Genomic DNA, 21,245 nt, shown 5'->3' on the forward strand with positions numbered 1-21,245 from the left:
TCGGCCGGCTCCTTGGCCCAGGTCAGCCGACGTGCCTGCTCGGCCCAGAAGCCGAGCCTGTCAGCCTTGGCCTGTACGTACGCCTCCGCCGTGACATTGGCATGCGCGGCCAGGTCGGCGGGCGGCGCGAACCGCCGTTCCTCCTTCAGCAGGTTGGCCAGGCTCTCGTTGCTCATCCGGTCTCCTTCAAAAGATTGCGTTCGTAGGACAGTTGGCTCGGTCATACGCGTGTCAGCTGGCTCCGATTCCCGTGAGCGAGCGGACCTGGAGTTCCTGGAACTTTTGGTCGTCCTTCTCGCCCCGCCCGGAAAGCACCGTGCCGAGCCAACCGAGGAAGAAGCCGCAGGGGATGGAGATCAGCCCGGGGTTCTCCAGCGGGAACCAGGCGAAGTCCAGCTGAGGCAGCATCGCTGTGGGCTTTCCGGAGACAACGGGCGAGAAGACGACGAGCGCGACGGAGACCAGCAGCCCTCCGTAGATGCTGAACAGCGCCCCCCGTGTCGTGAAACTCTTCCAGAACAGGCTGTACACGAGCGTGGGAACGTTCGCGGACGCTGCTATGGCGAAGGCCAGGGCAACGAGAGCGGCGGTGTTCAGCTTGCCTGCGAACAGGCTCAACACGACAGCGCTCGCGCCGATCACCACTGCGGCCCATCGGGCGACGGCCATTTCGCGCGCGTCGTCCGCCCTGCCCTTCCGCATGACTTGCGCGTACAGGTCATGGGCGAAGGAGGCGGACGATGCGAGCGTGAGCCCGGCGACCACGGCGAGAATCGTGGCGAAGGCGACCGCCGACACCATGGCCAGCAGCACCGCGCCTCCGGTGGTGTGCGGTCCGCCGCCGAGCCATTCGGCGAGCATCGGTGCGGCGGTAGTACCGGCGGGATTGGCGCTGCCGATCGCCTTGGGGCCGATCAGGGCTGCCGCACCGAAGCCGAGGGCCAGGGTCATCAGATAGAAGGCACCGATGATCACGATGGCCCAGTTCACCGAGGTACGAGCCGCTCTGGCCGTGGGCACGGTGTAGAAGCGGACGAGAACATGGGGCAGACCCGCCGTACCCAGCACCAGGGCAATCCCGAGACTGACGAAGTCGAGTCGGGTGACAGAGCTCGCCCCGTATTTCAGGCCGGGTTCGAGAAAGGAGTCGCCCTTTCCGCTGTGTTCCGCTGCGGCTCCCAGAAGAGAGGAAAGGTTCCATCCGAACTTGTGCATGACCAGGATGCTCAGCACACCCGCGCCCGCCAGCAGCAGACCGGCTTTGATGATCTGTACCCAGGTGGTGCCCTTCATTCCGCCGACAGACACGTAGAGCACCATGAGGGCCCCGACTCCCAGGATGATCCATCTCTTGGTTCCCTCTTCCGAGGCACCGACCAGCAGCGCCACCAGGGAGCCGGCCCCCACCATCTGGGCGATCAGGTAGACCACCGACACCACGATGGTCGACACGCCGGCGGCAGTGCGCACGGGGCGCTGTCGCATACGGAAGGCAAGAAGGTCGCCCATGGTGAACCGTCCTACGTTCCGCAGGGGTTCGGCCACCACGAGCAGCGCCACCAGCCAGGCGACGAGGAACCCGATGGAATACAGGAAGCCGTCGTACCCGAAGAGCGCGATGGAACCCGTGATACCGAGGAAGGAAGCGGCGGACATGTAGTCCCCCGAGAGCGCCAGACCGTTCTGGAATCCGGTGAAAGATCCACCGCCTGTGTAGAAGTCGGTGGTGTTCTGGTTCCTGCGTCCCGCCCACACGGTCACAGCCAGGGTGATGGCCACGAACACCAGGAACAAGGTGACGATGAGGGGTCGGCCGCTCGTGCCGTGAGGCCCCGCGAGAAGGATCTGCTCGTCGTGGTTCATCGTGCTATGCGCTCCCTCGGGCGGACAAAGCGATCAGCGTTCCGCAGTCGGCTCGTTCCTTGAGCCGATCGGCCAGAGGATCCATCCGGGTCCTCGCACGACGGCTGTACAGCCAGGCGATCAGAAACGTCGATGCGAACTGCGCCAGCCCCAGCAACAGGGCGACATTGATGTGGCCGGTCACCTTCTGGGCGGCCCAGTCCGACGCGTAGGTGCACACCAGCACGTACATGACGTAGAAGGCGAAGAACGCCGGCGTCATCGTGAACACCAGCCTTCGATGGCTGTGGCGCAGTTCGGCGAAGTCGCTCGTGTCGTGAACCGCGGCGAGTGCCCGGGTGTCCGGCTGGCCGGACGGCGGCAAGGCATCTGGCGCACCGGCTCGTTCCGGGACGGCGGGCCACTGGGGGGTGAGACTGGTCATCTTCTCTCTATCCAGGTATTGAGCGAGAGCCTCAGGGCAGGACGGAGACCTGCGGCGATGTGGTGAAGTGCACCCGCATTCGCCTCTCTTCGGGCGGGTAGAGCCGTGTGTCACTCGAGCGCGGAGCGAGCGGGCAATCCCGACCGCCCGGGCAGGCCGGCCTCGGCATCAGCCGAGCGATCACTACGTAGAGCGCGCACATGCTCAGCAGCAGAGCGCACGAGAGGCACACGATGACGACGGTGTGCAGCGGGACGGATCGCTGCCGCCGGGCAGGCTCCCACAGCGCGGCCGATCTGGTCGGCGGCTGGGGATCGGTGGCGTGCGAGAGCACGTCAGGCATGTTTCTCCAAGCGGTGATGACGAGGAATCCGGTCACCACAGCCGATACCTGCTCCCGGGCATGGAGCCGCTTACCGGATGAAGACTCTCCGCCGTGGACGCACGGTGGAGGGGGACAGGCATGCGCTCAGCAGCACCAGACGGCTCGGGTGGAAGCTGCGCTGGGCTCGATGCACACGGCGTGGCACTTCATCCGAACACCAGCACCCTCCCCTGTGCCACCGAAGGGACACCGTAAGGTCGGGGTCTTTCGGTGTCGGCGGGTCGGCACCGCGCGCGCTGTGTGAGTACTGTGAATGCACCATCGGGCTCCGTCCGCAGCCGCACAAGGGCTGCAGCGGGCCTTGTGACACACGGGCGGTCGCAGTCCCGCCCCACCCGCAAGGATGCATGCAGAGGAGACGGTGCTTTGACCGTGCCGGCGTCGACCTCCCACACCACGTCCCCCTGTACCGGGCTCCGCCGCCCCGGACTCCTCCCGCGGCCGGCGTTTCGACCGGCCGGCCAGATGGGTGACGCATGATCCCCCCTCTGCTCGGCCGCGACCGGGAGCGCGCCGACCTGCTTCGGTTTCTTGACTGCGCGGACGACGTCTTCGTCCTCGTCAGAGGGGGTTTCGGCAGCGGCAAGAGCCTGCTGCTCGCGGATCTGTGCGAGCAGGCGCACCGGGCGGGCCATGCGGTGTTCTTCGCCGGCTGCACACCGCAGGACAGCCTGAGCAACGAACCCCTGCTGGCGAACCGAGTGGGCGCATTGAAGCAGCACGTGCGCCGCCCTCGTCCTGCCACCGCCCTCCACCATGCGCTGGGCTCGGGAGGCGGAAGGACGACAGCGGGGGGCTCCGGACCGGAGCCGGTGCCGGCCGGCACGGTGCGTACCGCTGTCGTCATCGACGATCTTCAGTGGGCGGACTCTGCCTCTCTCACTGCGCTACGCGACGTCATGCACACCCAGGCTTCAACGCCCACCATGATCGTGGCGTCGCTGGGGCCGGGCGACTGCATCGACGAACGCGCCCTCGGCGGCATCCTGCCTCTGTTCCACCACCGCATCCAGCTGTCGTCCCTGGCACCGGACACGGTACTGCGCCACCTCGCAGAACTGCTCGGGGAGCACGGCCAAAACCACTCACTGGCCGCCGCCTACTGCGCCGCCACAGGCGGAAATCACTACCTGCTTCGCACGCTGCTCGCTCTTGTGGCCGGCCACGGGGACAGCGGCCGCTTGCCCCCGCACCGGGTCCTGCAGGCGGTCCTGCCCGACGTGGCCCTTGCTGCCCGGCCCGTGCTGCGCAGGACCGGCCCTCATGCCGAACGTCTCGCGGCCGCCCTGGCAGCGCTGGGAGGCGTTCAGCCAGGGGAAGTCATCGCCGGCGCCACGGGAGTGGACGTCCACGTCGTGGAGGACACGGTGCATGCACTGACGCAGACCGGGTTCGTCGAACGCGCCGGCGACCGTGTGCGGCTCGTCCCGCCTCTCCTCGTCCAGGCCCTGGCCCGGCAGGTTTCCCCGTCCCAGCACAAGGAGTATCACGGGCGCGCGGCGGAGCTGCTGCTCGCCTGGGGCGCGCCGAGCCAGCAGGTGGCCCGGCACCTTGTGCACGCGCCGGCAGGGATCGCGCAGGCGCCCGAGACGCTGCGCCGTGCCGCGGACACCGCACGTGACCGCGGGGACCTCGATGACGCCGTAGCCTACCTGCGTCGTGCCCTGGACGAGCAGCTCGACGAGCGCACCCGCGCCGAGGTCCTCGCTCAAGTCGGTGCGGCCGGACTCGAGTCGAACGTGCCCACGGCCGTGAAGGAACTGCGCAGCAGCCTGCGTCTTGCCGACGGCCCTGCCGCTCAGGCGCGCACCGCTCGCCAACTCGCCGGCGCCCTGTTCGCCATCGACCGTTCGGCCGAGGCACGGGAGGTGCTGGAGAAGACGATCGAGCGCATACACCCCCACGATGCCGCTCTCGCCCTACGGCTGGAGATCGACCACCTCCTCGTCAGCCTCACCGAGGCGGTGCCGTCCCGCAGCACACGCCCTCGGCTGGAACAGCTGCACATGGGAGAGGCTGCCGGGACGTCAGCGGAACGGCCGATGGCCGCGCTGCTGAGCTTTCGGGGAGCCCTGCTCGGCCAGTCGTCACCGGCGCAGGTGATCGACTGGGCCTGTCACGGCCTGGGGCGCGGTGTCGCCCCCGCCGACGACGAGTCCGTCGTCTATCCCTGCGCCGTCCTCGCCCTCGGCGCGGCGGGACGGCCAGATCTGGCCTACGAACACGCCGATGCCACGGTGACGGAAGCACGTACCCGGGCTTCCGCCTTGCTTTACGCGCAGGCACTCAGTACGCGGGCCAATGCCCACTGCCGCATGGGCCGGTTCCCCGATGCTCAAAGCGATGCGGAGCGTGCGCTGGCGGAGTTCTGGGAACTGGGCCTCGACCGGCGGCAGAGTCACAATGTGGTCGCGGTGACCACCCTGGGTGAGTCGCTCATCCGCCAGGGCAAGGTGGAGGAGGCCGAGGCGCTGCTGCAGGACAGCGAACTGTTCGGTTCCCTGCCCACGCACATGATCTACGACTACCCGCTCATGCTGCGTGGCTGGCTGCATGCGGCTCAAGGCAGGTATGACAAGGCCCTGTCGGACCTGTTGCAGTGCGGTGAGCGCCTTGCGGCCCGCGACATTCCGGGGCTGGGCCTTTATCCGTGGCGTTCGGAGGCTGCACTCGTTCATCTGCAGTTGGGGAACCATGAGCAGGCGCTGAGTCTGGCTGCGGACGAGTTGCACCGGGCGCGTTCCTGGGCTGTGCCGGAGATGACAGGGGTTGCCCTGCGCGCGCAGGCCTTGGTGACGGGCGGACCGGCGGGCCTGGAGATGCTGGAAGAGGCTGTGCGCCTGCTGACCGGCACGCCGGCGCGCTTTCGATACGCCCAGGCCCAGGCGGACCGAGGAATGCTCTCGGTTCGTTGCGGACAGATGGCGCAGGCCCGCAGTTGTCTGCAGGAAGCTGTCAGCGTGGCCCACGAGTGCGGCGCCCGGCCGATCGCCGAGCAGGCACTGGAGCAACTGCGGGCGCTCGGTGACCGGCCGCGCACCCCCACCTTCCGTGGGCAGCAGGCACTGACTCCCACACAGCGGCAGGTGGCGGAGCTGGCTGCCAAGGGGATGACCAACAGCGAGATAGCGCAGCACCTTTTCGTGGGCCTGCGCACCGTCGAGATGCACCTCACCCGGGCCTACGCCAAGTTGGGAACAGAGGGCCGTCACGGCCTGGCACAGGCCCTCCGTTAGCCCCGTCACCAGCCGCGGACGGACCGCGGACGGTACGGATGCGGCGCGCTACCGAGGTCCGGCACTGTGCCGCCCGGCGCAGGCATGTGCCGGCAGGGCACAAGCTCGGCGCTGCGAACCGCAGGAGCCGCCATTGCCGTGCTCACGGCGAAGGCGACCAGGGCCGAGCCAAGTGCTGTCGGGCGTCGCACCGGTCGGACGGGCAGCGCCCCATGGCCTCGTGAGGCGCCGCCGGGTGACGCATCCATGCCACCGCGTGCGGGGATGGGGCCTTCGACGAGAGCGTCACAGGCACTGCTGACGGAAAGCACTGAACTTGAACCTCACAGATGCGTGAATGGGAACGCCGGCTCAGGTGGGCGTACTCGTAGACGACGGCGGTTGCGAACAGAGCCAGCGCGGCGATCAGCGGCAGAAGGCGCTTGTGCGGTGTGCGGTGGGGTGACATCGGCCCATGACGTTCTGAGCATGTGGGCAGGGCCGTCACCGACACGGACCCTGCTCTCGGTGACATGCCGTCTCGGCCGTGCCGGTCGCTGCCGAATGCAGGCCGAGGAGAACACGTTGCTGTACCCAGATCATGAGGTCGGTGACCGAGGCGACGACACACGGCTCGTCGCACAGAGCCCAGCCGCAGTCGCAGGCGGATCCCGCCGACGTCGGCGGGATGGTGTCGGCAATGGATGACGGCCAAGTGCCGGGCCGCGTCCGGGGCAGGGACACAATCTCTCCTCAGTAGTGCCGCAACGACGGTGCGCCGGCAGGCCCGCGCAGCGCCCTTCTCCGGTTGGTTGCGGTTCGGCCCGATTGCCGGGCCGGACAAGCCGATTGAACCTGCAACGAAAGTTGGCCAGAACCGGCCACGGTATGAGACCGCAGTCAACGGTCGTCATCCGGAACCGGAAGCGAAGAGCTGCGACGTCCGGCCGGAGAAGTACCCCGATCACTGCTCCTCGCCGTCTCCGTGCTGGGAAGCAGCGAGGAGCCACCGTATTCACCTCGGCGGGACCGGCCCTGGGTGCGGAGTTCAGCAGTGGTGCCGGCAGCACCTGGGGCCTGCCGCAAGGGCGCAGACGACCATGGCGACCGCAGCGACGGTGATCCATCGCCCCGCAGTGTTACGGTCCTCCGACTGGTGCGGCCACGCCGCGCCGCCGGCCGGCGCTGGTGTTCCCGCGGGGCTCCGCGACGTCACGGGTTGTGAGACGGTGACCTTTCCCTGGCCGTAGCCGAGTTCAGGAAAAGCGCTGCGGACGGTGACCTGCCACCACCCTTTGGGGAGATGCTCACGCGTGGTGAAGCCGCCCGCGGTGTCGGGTACGGGCACCAGGCGCCATGGGCCGACGCTGCGTCCATCGGATGCCTTCGCCGTCATCAGGGCTATCACGGTGCCGTCCACGGGGTCCTTGTCATTGCCGTAGCTGCCGACTGCCAGGACCTGTCCGGAGGGACCAGGCGCGACGCGGAAGGCGATGGTGTCGCCGTGCGCGGAAGCCGGCTGGGCTGCGCCCAGGAGCACGGATCCGGCGAGCACCACGGTTGCCACTGCAGTCGACGCCCGCACGCCCATGCGCATGCCCTTCCCCGACCTGTTACGAACGGCACAGCGGCGCGGGAGCGGGCGAGTTGGGCAGTCCGTGTTCATAGCGACTCCTTGGTGCCGAAGGTCACCGCGGGCCCCGCCTTCACCGTGCCCTGCGAGGTCTGAGTGAGGACGGCCGAGATCCTGTGCGCGACGCCCGGCCAGGACGAAGCCAGCTGCGCCACCTGGCCCTTGAAAGTGCGCCTTTGCCCGGCGCCCCGGCCGTCTCCCGCCGAGGTCCCGAAACTGCAGTGGAACATGGCATCTGCGCAGACCGGATACTTGCGGTCACGCTGGTTGAACCCACAGGCCGGACCAGAGGCGTGCGGGCGGTACAGGTCCCCGCACCCATCGCATGGGGACGCCGACCGCAGGCTGACGTGAACCGCTCCCCGTGCCAGACCGGTTTTCGGTGACGGTGCCGACGGGGCGGGCCGCCTCCCGGGAACCGGGGTGCTGTGCCGATGCGAGGCCGACGCCAGGAGTATCCCGGTCGAAACCGGGTGTCGTAGGGCAACGTTGATGCCGACGGCCGCGGCCACCAGTCTCGTCGGCGCGCCGACGAGCGCCATGAGGGTGCTCGGCTTCTGACGGGCGTGCCTGCGCACTGCCTCTTTGCTCATGTCGAGGTTTCCTCCCGGTTCCGGTGGGAGCGAAGGCGACTGGTCGGCGCTGCCGACATCGGGTGGGCGGCCAGGGGCCGACGCACATGGAGTGGGCTGAAGCCACGCGCGGCCGAGAGGGGAGACCAAGCCGCCGCGCAAGCTCGCTGGCTTCACCCAGCAGGGCGCCGCGCCACCTTGAGCGGGCGACGGTCCGAGGCTTCGCCCGTGCAGGGACGGCCGACTGCCTGCTGTGCGGATTGGGCGAGTCAAGGAGCAACTTCCGTCACAGGCATCAGCCACCGGGAGGACTTCCACAGCACCGTTCGTGACACTGCCGTATCATGTGGCCGTCTGGCATCTGCGGTGCGGCAGTTGGGCTGATGGGCAGATGGGGTTGCGTCGTCCCGAACGGCCCGGTCCGAGCAGGCACAGCGGGCACGCCACAACCGGATCCCGGGTGGGCGAGCGCCGGGGTCAACGGCCACCCCCGCAGTGGACTCATGTTTCGGGGACGGCGGAAAACATATCGGTCTCCTCTCATAGGGGACTCCTTGCGAGACCGCCTAGGGTTGCAGGACATCCGGCCCCTCCCATGAACTGCATGGCGGCCACCGCACCGCAGCACCACCCAGGGACCGGAGTCTGCCGCTCTTCCCAATCGAGTGAATGGATGACCTTGATGCCGCCTCATGGCCCGGACACCGATCCTGTACGTACACCCCGGGAGCACGATCCCCGTGTGCAGGAGGAACGCAGGGCCGCGCGCACTGATTTGCTGACTGCTCACTTCGGACTGGCCATCGTCCTCATCGCCAGCTCAGCAGTTGCTCTCCTGGCCGATCACCTGTACGGGATCATTACGGTGGCAGCCTTTGGCGTGCTGTTCTCAGCGGCGCTGGTGGTCATGCTGCTGCGCGGCCTGCGCGTAGCAGCCGCGGCACGGCGGGCCTACGTCTTCACTTTCACCTGGACTCACTGGTTCTGAAGGCCGTCCCCCAACTGCTCTTCACTGAAGGCGCTGGGCCGCCTGTTCTGGGCCGCCGTGGCTGTGCCCGGCCGCCGGCTGCTCCGAGGTACTGCGGATGCTGTTCGGGCAACTCGCCGAACAATTGCTGTCTGGGACTGCTGTCCGGGATCCTGCGCATTCCTTCCACCGCGGCGCCGGTCCAGGCATGGCGTCGGCTCGGCAGCGTCGACTCGCTCAGCGTGCGCTGTTCCGGTCGGCGGGGAGCGTCAGGCGGAACAGGGCTCCGCCTCCCGGTGCCTGGTGAGCTGTGAGTTCCGCGTTGTGGGTGTGGGCGATCTGGCGGGCCATGGCCAGACCCAGGCCGGAGCCGGGGAGGGCACGAGCGGTCCGGGCCCGGTAGAAGCGGTCGAACACGTGTGGCAGGTCGGCGGAATCGATGCCGGGCCCCTGGTCGCGGACGGTGATCTCCAGTCCGCTGTCGTCCGATGACCTGCGTACGGTCACCTCGACCCGGCCACCGGCTGGGGAGAACTTCGCCGCGTTGTCCAACAGGTTGGAGAAGAGCCTGGTCAGGCGGCTCGGCACGGCGGCGGTCAGGGCCGATGCGGCCGCGGTGTCGGTATCGAGGGCGAAGTCGATGTGGGGCCAGTGGTCACGGGCGGCGGCCACAGCGTGCTCCAGGAGGGCCGTCGGCCGTATCAGCTCCAGGGCCTGCTCCGGCTCTTCGTCGCGGGCCAGGTCGATCAGGTCGTTGACCAGAGTGGTCACTTCACGCAACTGGCGCGTGAGGGCGCCCGTGGCACGTTCCCGCTGGCGTGCGGTCAGCCGGTCCGCGCGGAGCAGGATCTCGGCGTTGGCGCGCAGCGCTGTCAGTGGGGTGCGCAGTTCGTGCGAGGCGTCGGCGACCAGGCGTCGCTGCGCGGCGAGGGACTCCTCCAACGCGTCGAGCATGGTGTTGAAGGTGACGGCGAGCCGGGTGATCTCGTCCTCGCGGCTTCGCGACCCGGCCGGCAGTTCGATGCGCAGCCCGGCGTCACGGGTGGCGGTGATCCGCTCCGCGGTCGAGGTCAGCCGGGTCACCGGGGCCAGCCCCGAACGGGACACCCAGTAACCCAGCAGGGCGGCGACGGGCACGCCCGCCCCGCCGATCGCGGCCAGTAGTCCGGCGGCCTGGTGCTCGGCTCGCCGTACTCCGTCGGAACGGAGCGCCACCTGCATGGCCAGTCCCCTCCTGGCCGGAGTCGTGAGCACCCGCACCGGGTGGCCGTCCACCGAGGCCGTGCTGAAGAAGGGCGCCCGGTGGCGGCCGGCGACCTGGCGCACGGCGCCGGTGACGGGCAGCAGATACCCCTCGTGGGGATCGTCCGCCGCTGCCTCGGGCACGAGTTGGGCGCAGGCGGGTGCTGCCAGATACCGGCACTGGCCGGCCTGGACACCGGGCGCGTCCTGGGTGTGCTGCTGGATGCTCAGCGTGGCCGCCTGCGTGAGCTGGAGGTCGAACTGCCGGTGGAGGGTGTAGACGGTGACCGCGTAGGCGCCCGCGCAGACGGCGAGCGCTACGCCCGCCACCGCCGCGGAGGCGGTCAGTGCCAGTCGGCGGCGCAGCGGAGGGCGGCGGTGTCGGCGGGGCCGGGTCACTGCTCGTCCAGCCGGTAGCCGATGCCGTGCACGGTGTGGACGAGACGCGAGGAGCCGTCGGCTTCCAGCTTGCGGCGCAGGTACCCGATGTACACGGCCAGTGAATTGGAATCGGGTCCGAGGTCCCGGCCCCACACCCAGCGCGTGATCGTTTCACGTTCCAGTACCTGACCGGGGTGGCGCAGCAGCAGGTCCAGCAGGGTCCACTCGGTGCGGGTGAACTCCAGCCGCCGTCCCGCCCGCACCGCCGTGCGAGTCTCCGGATCGGCGATCAGGTCCGAGAAGCGCAGCTGGGTCACGCAAGGTGTCTCCCCGGGCCCGGCGCGCCGCAGCAAGGCGCGGAGCCTGGCCGCCAGCTCGTCCAGCGCGAACGGCTTGACCAGGTAGTCGTCCGCTCCCGCGTCCAGCCCGTCAACCCGGTCGCTGACGGCGTCGAGCGCGGTCAGTACCAGGATCGGCGTACGGTCGCCCAGGGCCCGCAGCTGCCGGCAGACGGCGAGTCCGTCCATCACGGGCATCATCACGTCCAGCACCAGTGCGTCCGGCTCCCAGTCCGCCACTGCCGCCAGTGCGGCATGTCCGTCGGCCACGCCCCGGACGGTGAAGCCCTCCAAGGCCAGCCCGTCCTCCAGGGCGGCTCGTACCTCGGGGTCGTCGTCCACGACGAGCACGCGCGAGGCAGTGGCACGGGATATGTCCTGAGCTGCGTCGTTCATGCAACCAGCCTGCCAATGGGCCCTCTTAGAAGCCTCTTAGAACAGACCGGGACCGTGCCGGGCATGAAACCTCCACTCTCCGTCGTGATCGGTGCCGGGGGCACCGGCGGCCACATCTATCCGGGGCTGGCACTCGCCGACGCGCTGCGCCGCCGGATGCCGGACACGGTGATCTCGTTCGTCGGCACCGAGCGCGGACTGGAAACCCGGCTGATACCCGGCGCCGGCTACCGGTTGCACACGGTCGACATGATCCCCTTCGATCGATCGCTCGGCGCCAAGCGTTTCACACTCCCCGCCGCGCTGTTGAAGTCCGCCGGGCAGTGCCGCGCGATCCTGCGCGAGCAGCGCGCGCAGGTCGCCGTCGGCATGGGCGGATACCCGAGCGCCCCCGTCATCCTCGGCGCGCGCCTCGCCGGTCTGCCCAGCCTCATCCACGAGTCGAACGCGGTGCCCGGCCGGGCCAACGCCTTCGCCGCCCGGCTCACCCCGCATGTCGCGCTCGCCTTCGAGGCCGGCGGTGCCCACCTGCCCGCCTCCACCCGGCCCGAACTCGTCGGCATGCCTCTGTCCGGCCCGCTGGCCTCCCTCGACCGCGATGCCCAGCGCGAGGACGCCCGCCGCGCACTGGGCGTCCCCGCGGACACCGGGCTGCTGCTCGTCAACGGCGGCAGCCTGGGAGCGGCACGGCTCACCGAGGCGGCGCTCGGTCTGGCCGAGCGCTGGCGGGGACGCACCGACGTGCGTCTGCTGATCAAGACCGGACCGGCCGCCCTCGACGCGGCCCGCGTCCGCCTGCGCGTCACAGGGGCGGACCGGATCGCCGAGGCGGTGGCCTACCTGGACCGCATCGACCAGACCTACGCCGCCGCCGACCTGGTGGTGTGCCGCGCGGGCTCGGCGACCGTCGCCGAGCTGGCCACCATCGGCCTGCCCGCCGTCCTGGTCCCCTACCCGCACGCCCCGGGCGACCACCAGACCCACAACGCCCGCACCCTCACCGACATCGGAGCGGGCGTCCTGCTGCGAGACGGGGACACCACCACCGCATCCCTCGAATCCCTCGTCGGTTCGCTGTTCAGCGATCCCGGCCGGCTGCGTGCCATGGCACAGGCCGCCGCGACTGCCGGTGCCGGCGCGCATCACCGCGAGGCGGCCGACCGACTGGCACTCAGGGTCCTCCAGCTCGTCGGCCACCCCCTGCCCACCCATTCCGCACCCCTGTCCATCGCACAGTGAGGAAACACCCCGTGCACGCTTCCGACTTCTTCCACGGCCGCACCGTCCTCGTCACCGGCGCCGAGGGATTCATCGGCTCCACCCTCGTCGATCTCCTGGTCCGACGGGGCGCCACGGTCCGCGCCTTGGTCCACTACAAGCCGTACGCGGAGAAGGGCAACCTCGCACACCTCCTGAACGACCCGCGGGTCCAGCTGATCGCGGGCGACGTGCGCGACCCGGGCCGGGTGATGGACGCCGTCGCCGGCTGCGACACCGTCTTCCACCTTGCCGCCCTCATCGGCATCCCCTACAGCTACGACTCCCCGGGCGCCTACGTCGCCGTCAACGTCACCGGCACCGAGAACATCGCCGAAGCCTGCCGCCACCACCACATCCGCCGCCTCGTGCACACCTCCACCAGCGAGGTCTACGGCACCGCCCGGACCGTCCCCATCGGGGAGGACCACCCTCTGCAGCCGCAGTCCCCCTACTCCGCCTCGAAGATCGGCGCCGACATGGTGGTCCTCTCCCACCACCACGCCTTCGAACTGCCCGTGACGGTCGTACGCCCCTTCAACACCTACGGGCCCCGCCAGTCCGCCCGCGCCGTGATCCCCACGATCCTCGCGCAACTGCACTCCGGCGCCCGCGAGATACACCTCGGCTCGCTCACACCGACCCGCGACTTCACCTACGTCACCGACACCGCCCGTGGCTTCCTGGCCATGGCGCAGTGCGACCGTGCGGTCGGCGAGACCGTCAACCTCGGCACCGGCGAGGAGATCGCCATCGGCGACCTGGCCCGCAAGCTCATCGCCGTCTCCGGACGCGACGCCGACGTCGTCGTCGACGAAACCCGCCTGCGCCCCACCGGCAGCGAAGTCCACCGTCTCCTGTCGGACAACTCCCGCGCCCGGACCTGGGCGTCCTGGAAGCCCGAGGTTGGTCTCGACGAGGGCCTGCGCCGCACCTCCGACTGGATCGAGAGCAACCTCCACCTGTTCGCCCCCGGCCGTTACGCGGTCTGACGCCCCCATGAGGAAGAGAGCGGCCGTGAGCCGTCGTACGAAACGGTCCCGGCGCAGGCGCACACGACGCGGAGGCGTCCGCCGTACCGTCCTGATCCTGGCCGCGGTCGTCCTGCTCGGCACGGCCGGGCTGGGCTGGACGTTCCTGCGGCTCAGCCGCAACATCGACACCTTCGACGCCGCCGGCCTCACCGACGACCGCCCACGACCAGGCTCGTCGCACGGTGAGAACGTCCTGGTGATCGGCTCCGACGCGCGCACCGACGGCAACAGCGCGCTCGGCGGGGGCGACACGCACGACGTGGGCCGGTCCGACACCGCGTTCCTGCTGCATGTCTTCACCGACCGCCGGCACGCCACCGCCGTGTCGATCCCGCGGGACACCCTCGTGACCATCCCGCCCTGCAGGCTCCCCGACGGCCGCTGGACCAGAGCCCAACCGCACACGACGTTCAACACGGCCTACTCCGTCGGAGAAAGCGCCCACGGCAACCCCGCCTGCACCCAGAACACCGTGGAGCACCTCACCGGGCTGCGGGTGGACCACACGGTCGTGGTCGACTTCAAGGGCTTCGCGGCCCTGACCGAGGCGGTGGGCGGCGTGAAGGTCTGCACGCCACACGACATCTACGAGAAGGATCTCAACCCCAACCGCGCCACCCGGGGTGCGCTGCTGTTCACCAGGGGGCAGCAGACCGTCTCGGGCCAACGGGCCCTGGACTACGTTCGCATCCGGCACGGCATCGGCGACGGCTCCGACATCGGCCGGATCAGACGCCAACAAGCCTTCATCGCCGCCCTGATCAAGAAGATCAAGTCGGACGGCCTCACCCCGCTGAAGCTCCTGCCGCTGGCGGACGCCGCAACCAAGTCCCTCACCGTCGATCCGGGGCTGGCCTCGGCCGACAAGCTGATCTCCTTCGCCATGTCACTGAGGAACATCGACCTTCACGACACGACCTTCGTGACCATTCCCTGGCGCTACGACGGCAACCGCGTCTCCATCATCGAACCGGACGCCACCCGGCTGTGGGCGGCTCTGAAAGCCGACCGCACCACCGACACCCGAACGACACGCCCCGGCACACCCACAGCGGCATCAGCACCCCCCTCACCGAGCGACAACACGCGCTCGGCCGACGAAGACCCGTGCGCACACCTGTCGTACGGCTCCGGGGGTTAGTACTGCATCGGTGTCTGCCGTGACGGGACTGCAAATCGTCCGGTGTAACTCCCGATCATGGAAAGACACATCGATGACCAGTGACACGGTGGACCAGCCCCGGGTAGCCGAGTCGGCTGAGCCGGCGTCGGCCCAGTCCGTGGACGACCAGCCGATCGACGAGCTGGTGGCCGGGTCACCGACCCCCTCGGCCATGACAAACACGGTTCCGGCCGGCAAGAACGGCGGCAACCCGGCGTCGACGAGATGGCCATCTCGCTGGCCGCGAAGGGCCCGCCCACCGGCGAGGTCCAGGCTCATTTCGCGCAGGTCCAGGGTGCCGACCTCTCGGGCAGACGATCTCCACCACCACCGGCAAGGTCCTGGACGGCATGGCCGAATGACAGAACCGGCCACGCCGTACTCGACACGGGGCGGTTTCCACTGATGCGCGCGGCGGCTGCCGCGCGCATCAGGGCAGCGGCGGGACGGCCGTCACCCACTCGCCCTCGGCGCCCAGCGCCTGCCGACTGGTGGCCAGGACGTGCAGCCCCTCGGCTGCGGCCAGGAGTTCGCTCAGTATCTCGGCGCACTGACGAGGTGCTCGCAGCCCCGGAAGGGCCGCGTTCCGCGCCGGTGGGCACCAGTCTGTCCCGCCGGTTGCCGGGACGGGCTGCTGGGCGGCACTTCCTCATCGATCGAGCCGTGTCGCCGCGGGCATGCCGGTGACGTGCCCCTTTCCCTGTCCGTCCACGGTGACGGTCACCGGCGTGGTTCCCAGCCTGAGACCGCTCACGAGCAGCGGCCCGGTCGCGGGAGCGTCCATGGGACGGAGGCGGACCACGCCCGAGGGCAGGTCGGGCCGCAGGCCCAGTAGTGACGTCAGCAGGCTTACCCCCGCCGCGGCCGCCCAGGCCTGGGGTCGGCAGGCCGCCGGGTAGGGCGCCGGGCGGTAGCCGGGTTGGCGTTGCTCGCCCGCGTGCAGTTCAGGCATCCGGTAGTCGAACGCGGACGCGGCCTCGAGCAGGCCGTCGAGCAGCGAGGCGGCAACCCGGTCGTGGCCGGTCTCCGCCAGCCCGGCGACCGCGATGGCTGTGTCGTGGGCCCAGACCGAACCGGTGTGGTAACCGAGCGGGTTGAAGCCCCGGGCCTTCGCGCTCATGGTCCGCAGTCCCCAGCCGCAGTCCATGTCCGGCAGCCCGATCCGGTATGCGACGACCGCACATTCGTCCGGGTCGAGGATGCCGGTGGCCAGCAGGTGGCCCATGTTGGAGGCCAACCCTTCGACCGGGCGCTTCGCTCCGTCCAGTGCGATGGCCACGAAGGGGCCGTGCTCGTCCTCCACCCAGAACGCCGACCGGAAACGGTGGGCCAGTCCCCGGGCCCACTGGCGCCACTGTTCGGCGCCCGGCCTGCCGAAGGCTTCCAGCAGGTCCGCGCCCGCCAGCGCGGCCTCGTAGGCGTATCCCTGCACCTCCGCGAGGGCGATCGGAGGCTCGGCAAGGCGGGCGGTGGCGGACTGGACGGCGTCCTCGGAGTCCTTCCAACCCTGGTTGCTCAGTCCGGTGCGCCTGAGTTTCAGGTACTCGACGAAGCCGTCGCCGTCGGCGTCCGCGTGGTCGCGCAGCCAGTCCAGGGCGCGCTCGGCAGCGGGGAGAAGAGCCGCCACCTGGTCCTCGGGCATCCCCCACCGCCAGGCCTCGGCCAGCAGGGTCACGAAGAGGAGGGTGGCGTCGACGGTGCCGTAATAGAGCGGGGGCAGCGTGCTGCTGGCGTCGCGGCGCAGTTCGTGCATGATCTTTCCCGGCTGCTCCTCGGTCGCCGGATCGTGTGCGGTGCCCTGCCTGCGCGCCAGGGCCCGCAGGGTGCCGGCCGCGAGTTCGGTGCCGAGGGGCAGCATCATGCGGGCCGCCCACAGCGAGTCGCGGCCGAACAGTGTCAGGTACCAGGGCGCGCCCGCAGCGAGAAAGCGGTCCGCGCGGTCCCGCGGGTCCGCGAGCTGCAGGGCCGACAGGTCGTCGAGGCTGCGGTCGAGAAGGCGGGACAGCCGGGGATCGGCGCAGGTGATCTCTGGTGAGGACCACGGGGGCGGCCCGGGCAGCGGTGCGGCAACCGCCGCGGGCCGCGCCGTCGCGTTCGTCGACGAGGCTTCGAGAGTCAGGTTCACCGTCCACGACTGCGCGGGCGCCAGTTCGACGTCCCAGGACAGGGCGGGGGCGTGGCCGGGTTCGGCACCGTGCGGCTCGGGAGCCGCGGTCAGGGTGACCGAATGCCGGCCGGCGGACTCCCAGGTGAGACCCGAGCCCGAGAACGTCGCGGGCAGCGCCGGCCGCGGTCGGCCTGCCTTCACCTCGGACATGTCCGAAAGGTCGCAGGCGGTCTCCAGGAGCAGGGCCACGCTGACGTGCCGCCGGCCGTGGTTGGTGACCGTGATCCGCTCGCAGTCCCGTCCGGTCGTGCGCACCCGTTCCACGAGGACGGTGGGATCGGGGGTGAGGTCCGCGTCGTGCCGGTGGACGGCCAGAAACCGTGTGTGCCTCGCGTCGCGGGTGTGGGCAGCCACCGGCTCGGGTTCCCTGCCGCCCACGGTGAGCACCAGGCGGCTGAGCAGTCGCGTGTCGGATGCGTAGATGCCTTCGGCCGCCTTGCTGATCTGGCCGTCCGGTGCGGACAGTACGAGGGCCGGGGCGTCCAGGTTGATGACCGCGTCGTGGATGAACGGCTGGGGCGTCCAGTCCTTCACTGTGGCTCCTTCGAGGTGGGGGCTGCCTGGGCGGGCCCGTGTGGGGGGATGGGTACGAGGTGACGGTGCCGCGGGTCGCGCGGCGTAGTGGTCCGTCGGTGGACAGGGTGCGGCGGTGCGCATGGCCGGGCGCGCCGCTGGCGCCGCGGTGAGGGTCGGAGGACCGAGGGGCCGAACGTCGTCAGGATCCGGTGCTTTCCAGGGCCTGCGCGGTGTCTTGCAGGTCTTTCAGCACGCCGTCCGGGTTGCTGTTCTTTGCCACCGCCCAGCCGATGAGTGACTTCAGCCTCACCAGGACAGGTCCCCAGGACCGTTTGCCGACGGGGCAGAACCGGGCGCCTGGCAACTGGTCGAGGTAGACCTGCAGGGGTCTTCGGGCTCCGTCGGCGCTCATCGCTTCGGCCGCGGTGGTGGTCACCGGGAGCGTGTCGTAGCGGTCGGCGAACGCCAGCACGTTCGCGTCCTGGTAGACGAAGTCGAGGAACGCTCCGATCTGCTTGCGGTGTCCGTTCTGTTTGAATGCCATCATCCAGTCCGTGACACCGGTGACCGCGCTGGACGGCCCCGTGCGGCCCGGCACGGGTGCCACGGCGAAACGGATGCCGCTGCTTCCGGCTCGCCGCAGCAGCGCCGGGTCGCCGTTGAGCATGCCCGTCTCGCCGCGCGTGAACGAGTCGTAGGCTTCCTGCCGGTTGGTGCCGACGGGGTCGGGTCCGGTGAGCCCCTGACGCACGAGTCGGCGTCCGATCCAGTCGAGGGTGCGGACGTTCTCCGGTGAGTCGAAGGCGTACCCCCCGGCGTCGTTGGTGTAACCTCCGCCACCGCTGAGCAGCCAGCTGAGGGTCTCCGTCTGGGACTCCTCGGCCCCCAGCGGCAGCCCGTAGGGAATCGGCACCCCCGCCTGCTTCAGCCGGGCGGCGTCGGCCGCGAGTTCCGCCCAGGTGCGCGGCGGCGCGGGAATGCCCGCCCGCTCGAACAGATCCTTGTTGTAGATGAGGGCCCTCGTGCTCGCGGCGAAGGGCATGCCGTACTGCTTTCCGTCGATCGTGCCCACGTCGGCGAGGGCCGATGGGAACGACGCCTGTCTACGGATCGGCAGCAGCTCTTCGACCGGGTAGAGGCGTCCCTGTGCCGCGTAGTCGCCGAAGGAGCCGGCCTGCACGACGTCCGGTGCGCGTCCTTGCCTCACCAGGGAGGCTACTTTCCTGTCGACCTCGCTCCCGTCGTACAGGTCGATCCTCAGCCGGATCTCGGGGTGCTCGGCCCGGAACCGGGTGGCAAGGCCCTCCCAGTAACGGCGGGTGCCGTCCCCGGGCCGGTCGGCGTAGTCCGTGGCAACCAGGTGGAGGGTGACCCCCGCGCCCCCGGCCCCCAGAGAGCCGCATCCCGGCAGCGTGACCGCGACCAGGGCGGCGGCCGTCGCCGCGGCCGTCCTCGTGCGCCGCCGCCCTGTACGTACGGCGGAGCTGTTCTGCGTCATAGGGGTCTTCTCCTTCCCCGGGCGGCCCGAGGGGTTCGTGGTGAGCCGGTCGAGGCGGCTTGGTCCGGTCCGGGCCGGTCGTGGCCGGTGGCTCGTCAGGGGCGGGCCGTGTCGCCGGCCCGCCCCTGAGCCCGGGTGGTGACTGTCAGGTGGCCCACCCGTCCGCCGGGCGTGCATACGGCCCGTCCCGGACCGATACCGCCCCGTCCGTGAGGGGCGGTCCCCCGGCACGTGCCCCACGTGCCTCCGCACCCCTCTGTCCCACATGTCCGGCCGCCGGAAGATCAGCCCTTGACCGCCCCGGCGGTCAGCCCCGCGACGATGCGGCGCTGGAGCACGAGCACGAGCACGAGCAGCGGAAGGGCCACGATCACGCCCGCGGCCATCTGTGTGCCGAAGGGCTGCTGGTACTGGGAGCTGCCGGTGAACTTGGCGATGGCCACCGTCACCGGCTGCGAGGCGAGCGTGAGGGACATCGCGTTGGCGATGAGGTACTCGTTCCACACCGAGATGAACACCAGGAGTGCGCTGGTGAAGACCCCCGGAGCGGCGAGCGGCAGTAGGACCTTGCGGAACGCCTGGGCCGGTGTGCAGCCGTCGATCATCGCCGACTCCTCCAGATCCCAGGGGAGTTCGCGCAGAAAACTGGTCAGGGTCCAGATCGCCAGGGGTAGCGCGAAGCTGATGTCCGGGACGACCATGGCCTGGTACTGGTCGATCCATCCCCAGTCGCTGAACAGCTGGAAGACGGGGGTCAGCAGGGCGACACCGGGGAACATGGACGCCGCAAGGACGATCGCCAGTGCCGCACGCTTGGAGCGGAAGGACAGCCGTACGAAGGCGTACGCGGACAGCAGGCCGATCAGCATGACCAGCACCGTGGTGGTGCCGGCGACGACGGCGCTGTTGCGCAGGGCGTACACGAAGTTGTTCCGTCCGCTGAAGACGGCCCGGTAGTTGGCCAGGGTCGGGGCGGCCGGCCACAGATCGTTGTTGAAGATGTCGTTCGGCCCCTTCAGGCTGGAGACCAGCATCCAGTAGAAGGGCGCGAGGCAGAACAGGACGATGGCGGCCACGCTGAGGACCAGACCGGCCCTGCCGAGCCTGCGCCGGGCGGCGGGTGTCAGTCCCCGCCGCCGGACCGGTGCGGGTCGTGCGTGTCCCCGCCCGGGCGCCCGCCGGAGGTTTCCCAGGGCGGGTGCGGGCCCGGGGTGCGCTGTGGTGGGCATCAGGACTCCTTGACTTCCTCAGCCGGCAGCAGGCTGCTGCCGAGGAACCGTACGAACACCAGCGCGACCACGAAGATCAGCAGGAAGGTCAACGTCGACAGCGCGGATCCATAGCCGAACTTCGTCTGCTCGACGGACGCCTGCACAACAAGCATCGACAGGGTGGTGGTGCCGTTCGACCCGCCGGTCAGGATCTGCGGCAGGTCGTAGATGCGCAGCACGTCCAGCAGGCGGAACAGCACGGCGACCATGAGCGCGGGCATCAGCAGGGGCAGCGTGACGCTGCGGAAACGGCGCCAGGCGCCCGCGCCGTCCACACGGGCGGCCTCGTGCAGTTCCTCGGGGATGAGCTGGAGCCCGGCGAGGACCAGCAGCGCGAGGAAGGGCGCCGTCTTCCACGTATCGGCGATGACCACGGCCCACCGGGCGGGCCACTGACTGCCCGTCCACAGCACGGTCTTGCCGAGCAGGTCGTTGACGATGCCGTCGGGCTGGAGCATCCACCGCCACAGCACACTGGTGAGCGCGGTGGGGATGGCCCAGGGGACCAGCACACTGGCGCGTACGAGTCCCCGGCCCCGGAAGGCGCGGTGCATGACGAGGGCCATGGCGGTGCCGATGAGGACTTCGAGCAGGAGCGTGAAGACCGAGAACTGGACGGTGACCTGGACGGCGGACCAGAAGTCCGCCGACGCATCGCCCGTGAGCGCCCTGCGGTAGTTGCCGAGCCCGATGAACTCGGGCTTCCCGCCGATGGTGTCGCTGAACAGCGACAGGTAGACGGCTTTGACGAGGGGGTAGCCGATCACACCCGCGAGCAGGAGCATTGCAGGGGTGATCAGACACCAGGCCAGCCGCGCTTGACGGCGACGGCGGGGTTGGTTCGCCGGGGGCGGCGCCGCCGGTTTGGCGCGGGGATGGACTGCGGTGGACACGGGTGCCTCCTGGGGGTTGGTGCGCGGCCGG

General features: G+C 69.8%; 14 protein-coding genes and 1 pseudogene. 5 read left to right on the top strand and 10 right to left on the bottom strand.

The window, feature by feature from the left end:
• Positions 1–231: 231 nt before the first annotated feature.
• Together ACH4UM_RS21275 and ACH4UM_RS21280 are read right to left on the bottom strand one after the other, a co-directional pair.
• The gene (locus tag ACH4UM_RS21275; protein WP_398181450.1) at positions 232–1,863 is read right to left on the bottom strand and encodes a cation acetate symporter; all 1,632 of its coding nucleotides are present in this window, start codon (positions 1,861–1,863) and stop codon (positions 232–234) included.
• A gap of 4 nt (positions 1,864–1,867) precedes the next feature.
• A complete protein-coding gene (locus tag ACH4UM_RS21280) occupies positions 1,868–2,287 on the bottom strand; it encodes a DUF485 domain-containing protein (RefSeq protein ID WP_398181452.1) in 420 nt (139 codons plus the stop codon).
• Between the two features lie 861 nt (positions 2,288–3,148).
• Here ACH4UM_RS21280 and ACH4UM_RS21285 point away from each other — a divergent pair.
• Positions 3,149–5,908, top strand: coding sequence for a LuxR C-terminal-related transcriptional regulator (locus tag ACH4UM_RS21285; protein WP_398181455.1), 2,760 nt, complete (start codon positions 3,149–3,151; stop codon positions 5,906–5,908).
• Between the two features lie 1,027 nt (positions 5,909–6,935).
• Here the strand turns inward: ACH4UM_RS21285 and ACH4UM_RS21290 are convergent.
• Both ACH4UM_RS21290 and ACH4UM_RS21295 read right to left on the bottom strand, forming a co-directional pair.
• A complete protein-coding gene (locus ACH4UM_RS21290) occupies positions 6,936–7,445 on the bottom strand; it encodes a hypothetical protein (protein WP_398181458.1) in 510 nt (169 codons plus the stop codon).
• Between the two features lie 104 nt (positions 7,446–7,549).
• The gene (locus tag ACH4UM_RS21295; protein ID WP_398181461.1) at positions 7,550–7,675 is read right to left on the bottom strand and encodes a hypothetical protein; all 126 of its coding nucleotides are present in this window, start codon (positions 7,673–7,675) and stop codon (positions 7,550–7,552) included.
• Positions 7,676–8,834: 1,159 nt separating this feature from the next.
• Here ACH4UM_RS21295 and ACH4UM_RS21300 point away from each other — a divergent pair.
• On the top strand, positions 8,835–9,080 hold the full coding sequence (locus ACH4UM_RS21300; RefSeq protein ID WP_398181463.1) for a hypothetical protein: 246 nt from the start codon (positions 8,835–8,837) through the stop codon (positions 9,078–9,080).
• Between the two features lie 216 nt (positions 9,081–9,296).
• On the opposite strand, the gene ACH4UM_RS21305 is transcribed toward ACH4UM_RS21300, so the two are convergent.
• Together ACH4UM_RS21305 and ACH4UM_RS21310 are read right to left on the bottom strand one after the other, a co-directional pair.
• Positions 9,297–10,700 carry a sensor histidine kinase gene (locus ACH4UM_RS21305; RefSeq protein WP_398181466.1) on the bottom strand — a complete coding sequence of 468 codons (1,404 nt, stop codon included), beginning with the start codon at positions 10,698–10,700 and terminating at the stop codon, positions 9,297–9,299.
• The gene (locus tag ACH4UM_RS21310; RefSeq protein ID WP_398181469.1) at positions 10,697–11,416 is read right to left on the bottom strand and encodes a response regulator transcription factor; all 720 of its coding nucleotides are present in this window, start codon (positions 11,414–11,416) and stop codon (positions 10,697–10,699) included. The genes ACH4UM_RS21305 and ACH4UM_RS21310 overlap by 4 nt, the downstream gene beginning before the upstream one ends.
• Before the next feature lie 63 nt (positions 11,417–11,479).
• On the opposite strand from ACH4UM_RS21310, the gene ACH4UM_RS21315 reads away from it, so the two are divergent.
• The 3 genes and pseudogenes from ACH4UM_RS21315 to ACH4UM_RS21325 all read left to right on the top strand — a co-directional run.
• The gene (locus tag ACH4UM_RS21315; protein WP_398181472.1) at positions 11,480–12,655 is read left to right on the top strand and encodes a UDP-N-acetylglucosamine--N-acetylmuramyl-(pentapeptide) pyrophosphoryl-undecaprenol N-acetylglucosamine transferase; all 1,176 of its coding nucleotides are present in this window, start codon (positions 11,480–11,482) and stop codon (positions 12,653–12,655) included.
• 11 nt (positions 12,656–12,666) lie between these two features.
• Entirely contained in the window at positions 12,667–13,665 is a 999-nt protein-coding gene (locus tag ACH4UM_RS21320) for a GDP-mannose 4,6-dehydratase (protein WP_398181475.1), read from the top strand.
• A gap of 7 nt (positions 13,666–13,672) precedes the next feature.
• Positions 13,673–14,803, top strand: a pseudogene (locus tag ACH4UM_RS21325) (LCP family protein); the annotation flags it as partial.
• A gap of 715 nt (positions 14,804–15,518) precedes the next feature.
• Here ACH4UM_RS21325 and ACH4UM_RS21330 read toward each other — a convergent pair.
• From ACH4UM_RS21330 to ACH4UM_RS21345, 4 genes are all read right to left on the bottom strand, one after another.
• Positions 15,519–17,570, bottom strand: coding sequence for a glycogen debranching N-terminal domain-containing protein (locus tag ACH4UM_RS21330; RefSeq protein ID WP_398181477.1), 2,052 nt, complete (start codon positions 17,568–17,570; stop codon positions 15,519–15,521).
• Between the two features lie 181 nt (positions 17,571–17,751).
• Positions 17,752–19,050 (bottom strand): ABC transporter substrate-binding protein, encoded by a 1,299-nt coding sequence (locus tag ACH4UM_RS21335; RefSeq protein ID WP_398181480.1) that lies wholly within the window; start codon positions 19,048–19,050, stop codon positions 17,752–17,754.
• 284 nt (positions 19,051–19,334) lie between these two features.
• Positions 19,335–20,279, bottom strand: coding sequence for a carbohydrate ABC transporter permease (locus tag ACH4UM_RS21340; RefSeq protein WP_398181483.1), 945 nt, complete (start codon positions 20,277–20,279; stop codon positions 19,335–19,337).
• Positions 20,279–21,214 (bottom strand): carbohydrate ABC transporter permease, encoded by a 936-nt coding sequence (locus tag ACH4UM_RS21345; RefSeq protein WP_398181485.1) that lies wholly within the window; start codon positions 21,212–21,214, stop codon positions 20,279–20,281. Before ACH4UM_RS21345 ends, ACH4UM_RS21340 begins: the two co-directional genes overlap by 1 nt.
• Positions 21,215–21,245: the final 31 nt, after the last annotated feature.

Origin of the sequence: Streptomyces sp. NPDC020801, assembly GCF_044334385.1 — a bacterium.
Lineage (GTDB): Bacteria > Actinomycetota > Actinomycetes > Streptomycetales > Streptomycetaceae > Streptomyces.

Bases quoted from the DNA above. Each gene is read 5' to 3' on its own strand.
- ACH4UM_RS21315 (WP_398181472.1), top strand. From the start codon at position 11,480: ATGAAACCTCCACTCTCCGTCGTGATCGGTGCCGGGGGCACCGGCGGC.
- ACH4UM_RS21335 (WP_398181480.1), bottom strand. From the start codon at position 19,050: ATGACGCAGAACAGCTCCGCCGTACGTACAGGGCGGCGGCGCACGAGG.
- ACH4UM_RS21285 (WP_398181455.1), top strand. From the start codon at position 3,149: ATGATCCCCCCTCTGCTCGGCCGCGACCGGGAGCGCGCCGACCTGCTT.
- ACH4UM_RS21275 (WP_398181450.1), bottom strand. From the start codon at position 1,863: ATGAACCACGACGAGCAGATCCTTCTCGCGGGGCCTCACGGCACGAGC.
- ACH4UM_RS21340 (WP_398181483.1), bottom strand. From the start codon at position 20,279: ATGCCCACCACAGCGCACCCCGGGCCCGCACCCGCCCTGGGAAACCTC.
- ACH4UM_RS21310 (WP_398181469.1), bottom strand. From the start codon at position 11,416: ATGAACGACGCAGCTCAGGACATATCCCGTGCCACTGCCTCGCGCGTG.
- ACH4UM_RS21280 (WP_398181452.1), bottom strand. From the start codon at position 2,287: ATGACCAGTCTCACCCCCCAGTGGCCCGCCGTCCCGGAACGAGCCGGT.